This is a genomic window from Brevundimonas sp. (assembly GCF_036399195.1).
Classification (GTDB): domain Bacteria; phylum Pseudomonadota; class Alphaproteobacteria; order Caulobacterales; family Caulobacteraceae; genus Brevundimonas.
Window position 1 is genome coordinate 1 of record NZ_DASWNO010000102.1, and the last position, 4,184, is coordinate 4,184.

A 4,184-nucleotide genomic window follows, 5' to 3' on the forward strand; every position below is an offset into this window, starting at 1 on the left:
CTGGACGGCGTCGGCGCGTCCGTGCCATTAAGTCTTGCCTCGCGGGCCTGTTCAGGCCATGCGGCGCGCCCTTGAAACCGCTCCCAGCGTATCCATGACCTCAACAGCCGCCGCCGTCGCGTCCGTCAGGGACGTGTCCAAGACCTTCGGCGCCCGCAAGGCGTTGAACGGCGTCTCCGTCGAGGTCGGCGCGGGCGAGATGGTGGCCCTGATCGGGCCGTCTGGATCGGGGAAATCGACCCTGCTGCGGTCGATCACCGGCCTGCAGAGCATCGACGGGGGCAAGGGCACGATCACCGTCTTCGGCGAGGTGGTGCAGAAGGACGGCCGCGTCACCGGCCGCGTTCGCACGGCGCGCCAAAAGCTCGGCATGATCTTCCAGCAGTTCAATCTCGTCGGCCGCCTGAGCCTGTTTTCCAACGTCATGCTGGGCGCGCTTGGGCGGATTCCCAGCTGGAAGGGCGTCATCGGGGTTTGGCCGTCGGCCGACAAGCGCAAGGCCATGGAGGCGCTGCATCGGGTCGGGGTGTCCGAGTACGCGGCGCAGCGCGCCAACACCCTCTCGGGCGGCCAGCAGCAGCGCGGCGCGATTGCGCGCGCCCTGGTGCAGGGCGCGCAGGCCATCCTCGCCGACGAGCCGGTGGCGTCGCTCGATCCGGTTTCAGCGCGCAAGGTGATGGAGCTGCTGGTCGAGCTGAACAAGCGCGACGGCCTCGGCGTCATCGTCACCCTGCACCAGGTCGACTACGCCATCCGCTATTGCGACCGAGTCGTGGCGCTGAAGGCCGGCCAGGTTGTCTATGATGGACCGGCGACCGGGCTGGACACGAAACAGCTGATCGACATCTACGGCCCCGAGTTCGAAGACGCCTTCTGGGAAGCCAAGGGATGAATCTGTCGAACTCTGTCCGCCGGTTCGGCGTCGGGGTTCTGGCCGCCGCCGCGCTGGGGCTCGCCGCTTGCGGCGGGGGGGACGGCGGCGCGCCGGGCGAGACTCCGGATGAAGTCACCTTCTCCATTCTGTCCGCCCAGGGCCAGGCCTCGGCCGGTCCCCTGTGGCAACCGCTTCTCGACGACATGTCGGAGGCTATCGGGGTTCGGGTCGAGCCGCATTTCGCGTCCAGCTACGGCGCCCTGATTGATGACATGAAGACCGGGCGGACGCAGGTGGCGTGGTTCTCCGCGCAGCCGGCGATCGCCGCGATGGAGGCCGCCGACGCGGAAATGATCGCCCGCACCCTCAGCCGCGACGGCTCCGACAGCTACCGCTCCGTGCTCGTCGTGAAACGGGGCTCCGGCCTTGAACTGGAAGACATCCTGGCCTGCGGTCAGCGTTTCAGCTTCGGCATCGGGGACGCCCAGTCCACCTCGGGCACGCTGGCGCCCCTGACCTTCCTGTTCAACCCGCGCGGCATCGAGCCCGAACGCTGCTTCCGGTCGGTGAAGTCCGGAAATCACGAGTCGAACGTCTCGGAGGTCGCCGCCGGCGTCCTGGACGTGGCGACCGCGAACACCGTCGCCGTCGAGGCCCTGCGCCGGCGCAACCCGGCCATGGCCGAGCAGATCGAGCAGGTCTGGCAGTCGCCGCCGATCCCCGAGGGCGGCATCCTTGTGCGAAGCGATCTCGACCCGGCGCTCAAGGAGAAAATCCGCAGCTTCTTCCTGACCTATGGTCAGGGCGGCGGCGCGGCGGCCGAGCGGCAGGTCCGCATCCTCGCCGCCCTCGGTTATTCGCGCTTCAGCGCGGCGGATGACAACTATCTGGATCCCGTCCGAGAGCTGATGGCGGATCAGAAATTGTCCGCCGCCCGGGCCAAGGGCGACGCGGCGCAGACAGCGGCGGCGCAGCGCGAGCTGCAGGCGCTGCGGGCCAGGCGCGAGGTGCAGCCGTGAAGCCCGACAACCGCAACGCCGCCCTCGTCGACGACGTCACGCCAAAGGCCGCCGCGCGCGGCCTGAACAACCCTGCCATGACGCTGATCCAGGCTCCCCGAGCCGAGGATGCGTTTCGGGACTTCCGTATATGAGCCGCCTCCAGAACATCTTCGCCGCCGCTCTCGCGCTCGCGATCGTCCTATGCGGCCTCGCGCCGTCGCCGGCGGCCCACGCCCAGACGGAGCGGCCGGAGAAGATTGTCTTCACCGTCCTCTCGGCCGAGGGTCAGGCGTCCTCCGGGCCGCTGTGGCAGCCCTTGCTCGACGACCTGGAGCGCGAGATCGGCATCCCGGTCGAGCCGATCTTCGGCTCCAACTACAGCGTTCTGGTCGAGGCGATGCGCGCCAACCAGGCCCAGATCGGCTGGTTTTCGGCCCTCCCGGCCGTGCAGGCCATCGACCGCTCGAAGGGTGAGGTCATCGCCCGGACCGTCGATGTCGAGGGCAAGGACTCCTACGTCTCAACCCTGATCGTGAAGAAGGGCTCGGGCATCACGCTCGAAGACGTCGCCCGGTGCGGCAAGCGCTACACCTTCGGCATAGGCGACGCGCAGTCGACCTCGGGCACCCTGGCGCCGTTGACCTATTTCTTCGGTCCGCGAAACATCGTCCCGAACACCTGTTTCTCCACCGTTCGTTCCGCCAACCATCAGGCCAACGCCTTTTCGGTCGCGAACGGACAGGTCGACGTCGCGACGTCCAACTCGGTCAACACCGTCTTCCTGCGCCGCCAGAATCCGCAGATCGCCGCCCAGATCGAGGAGATCTGGGAATCCCCGCCCATCCCGGAATCCGGAATCATCATCCGCTCGGACCTGCCGGCGGATATAAAGGCGCGGATCCGCGAGTTCTTCGTCACCTATGGCCAGGGCACCGGTCCGCAGGCGGACCGTCAGCGCCAGGTGATGCAGGGGCTGAACTATTCCCAGTTCCGGGCCGCCGATAACAGCTACCTCGACCCGATCCGCGAGATGAAGGCCGATCAGGCGCGCCGGGAAGGCCGCCCGCCCGAGGTCGCGCCGCCGGCCAGCGCCGCCAGCAAGTTCGCCCGCTGGAGCCCCTTCGCCCTGATCGGCCTGCTCGCTCTGTTCGCCATCGGCGTGAACGCCCTGCCGCGCCGGGTCTCCGCGGCGACCGATCCGGCCGTCATTCCCGACGCCCCGAAGAAATCGATGGCCGCATGGTCGCTAGACCTGCTGCTGTGGGGTGGGTTCGCGATCATCCTGCTGGCCGCCTTCAACCGGGTCGACCTGCCCAACGTCGTCAATCTGTTCTCGAACTCGGAGAACATGCGGAACTACGGCCGCGACTTCCTGAATCCCGACTTCTCCGACTGGCGGCCGCTGGTCGGCCAGATGTGGCTGACCATCCAGATCGCGCTGTGGGGCACCTTCCTGGCGGTGTTCCTGGCGGTGCCGCTCAGCCTGATGGCGTCGCGCAACCTGTCGCCAAGCTGGCTGGTCTGGCCCGTGCGGCGAGTGATGGACTTGCTGCGGTCGATCCCGGACCTCGTCATCGGCACGCTGTTCATCGTCGCCGTGGGTCTGGGGCCCCTCGCCGGCGTGCTCGCCATCGCCCTCAACACCGCCGGGGTGCTGGCCAAGCTGTTTTCCGAAGCGGTCGAGTCGATCGACAAGGGACCGATCGAAGGCGTCAAGGCGACCGGCGCCGGCCGCCTGCACGAGATCACATGGGGGGTCATTCCGCAGGTCGCGCCGCTGTGGACCAGCTTCGCCCTCTACCGGTTCGAATCGAACAGCCGCGCGGCCACCGTGCTGGGTCTGATCGGCGCCGGCGGCATCGGCCAGGTCTTGTTCGAAAGCCTGCAGGCGTTCGACTACCGCACGGTGTCGACCATCGCGATCATCATCGTCGTCGCCGTGACCCTGATCGACATGCTCAGCCAGGCGATGCGCAAGCGGCTGCTGTAGCCACACCTGTCGTCATTCCTGGCGAAGCGCAGCGAAGACCCGGAACCCAGCGGAGCCGCGACGGCGGCGAAACACTGCTCGCGCCTGATCCACACTTGGTCTCCCGACAGGTTCGCGCTCTCGCGCGCCGCTGGGTTCCGGGTCTCCGGCGCTGCGCGCCTGCGCCCGGAATGACGACGGGTCAGGGACGCCGCAAATCCGGCGGCGTCGCCTCTTCGGTCAGCATCCGGATGGCCTCCTCGACGGTGACCACCTCCTGCGCCTGTGATCCCAGCCGGCGGATCGCCACCTTGCCCTCGGCGGCCTCGTTCTTGCCGAC

Annotated in this window: 5 protein-coding genes and 1 pseudogene; 5 read left to right on the forward strand and 1 reads right to left on the reverse strand. The window is 68.0% G+C overall.

Annotation, left to right across the window (positions count from 1 at the left end; all coding sequences use genetic code 11):
* Positions 1-94: 94 nt before the first annotated feature.
* The 5 genes and pseudogenes from phnC to phnE all read left to right on the forward strand — a co-directional run bounded on the left by phnC (position 95) and on the right by phnE (position 3,865).
* The gene (phnC, locus tag VGB60_RS04880; RefSeq protein WP_331037148.1) at positions 95-892 is read left to right on the forward strand and encodes a phosphonate ABC transporter ATP-binding protein; all 798 of its coding nucleotides are present in this window, start codon (positions 95-97) and stop codon (positions 890-892) included.
* The gene (locus tag VGB60_RS04885; RefSeq protein WP_331037149.1) at positions 889-1,893 is read left to right on the forward strand and encodes a phosphate/phosphite/phosphonate ABC transporter substrate-binding protein; all 1,005 of its coding nucleotides are present in this window, start codon (positions 889-891) and stop codon (positions 1,891-1,893) included. Before phnC ends, VGB60_RS04885 begins: the two co-directional genes overlap by 4 nt.
* Positions 1,890-2,027 carry a hypothetical protein gene (locus tag VGB60_RS04890; protein WP_331037150.1) on the forward strand — a complete coding sequence of 46 codons (138 nt, stop codon included), beginning with the start codon at positions 1,890-1,892 and terminating at the stop codon, positions 2,025-2,027. Before VGB60_RS04885 ends, VGB60_RS04890 begins: the two co-directional genes overlap by 4 nt.
* Positions 2,024-2,824: pseudogene (gene phnD / locus VGB60_RS04895) on the forward strand (phosphate/phosphite/phosphonate ABC transporter substrate-binding protein); the annotation flags it as partial. The gene VGB60_RS04890 and the pseudogene phnD, both read left to right, overlap by 4 nt.
* A 282-nt stretch (positions 2,825-3,106) precedes the next feature.
* Complete coding sequence (gene phnE, locus VGB60_RS04900) at positions 3,107-3,865, forward strand: phosphonate ABC transporter, permease protein PhnE (RefSeq protein WP_331037151.1); 759 nt, start codon at positions 3,107-3,109, stop codon at positions 3,863-3,865.
* Positions 3,866-4,046: 181 nt separating this feature from the next.
* Here phnE and VGB60_RS04905 read toward each other — a convergent pair.
* Positions 4,047-4,184 (reverse strand): His/Gly/Thr/Pro-type tRNA ligase C-terminal domain-containing protein (locus tag VGB60_RS04905; protein WP_331037152.1); only part of this gene is annotated, 138 nt, incomplete at its 5' end.

Coding starts and splice junctions, on each gene's coding strand:
- VGB60_RS04885 (WP_331037149.1), top strand. CDS start 889: ATGAATCTGTCGAACTCTGTCCGCCGGTTCGGCGTCGGGGTTCTGGCC.
- phnC (WP_331037148.1), top strand. CDS start 95: ATGACCTCAACAGCCGCCGCCGTCGCGTCCGTCAGGGACGTGTCCAAG.
- phnE (WP_331037151.1), top strand. CDS start 3,107: ATGGCCGCATGGTCGCTAGACCTGCTGCTGTGGGGTGGGTTCGCGATC.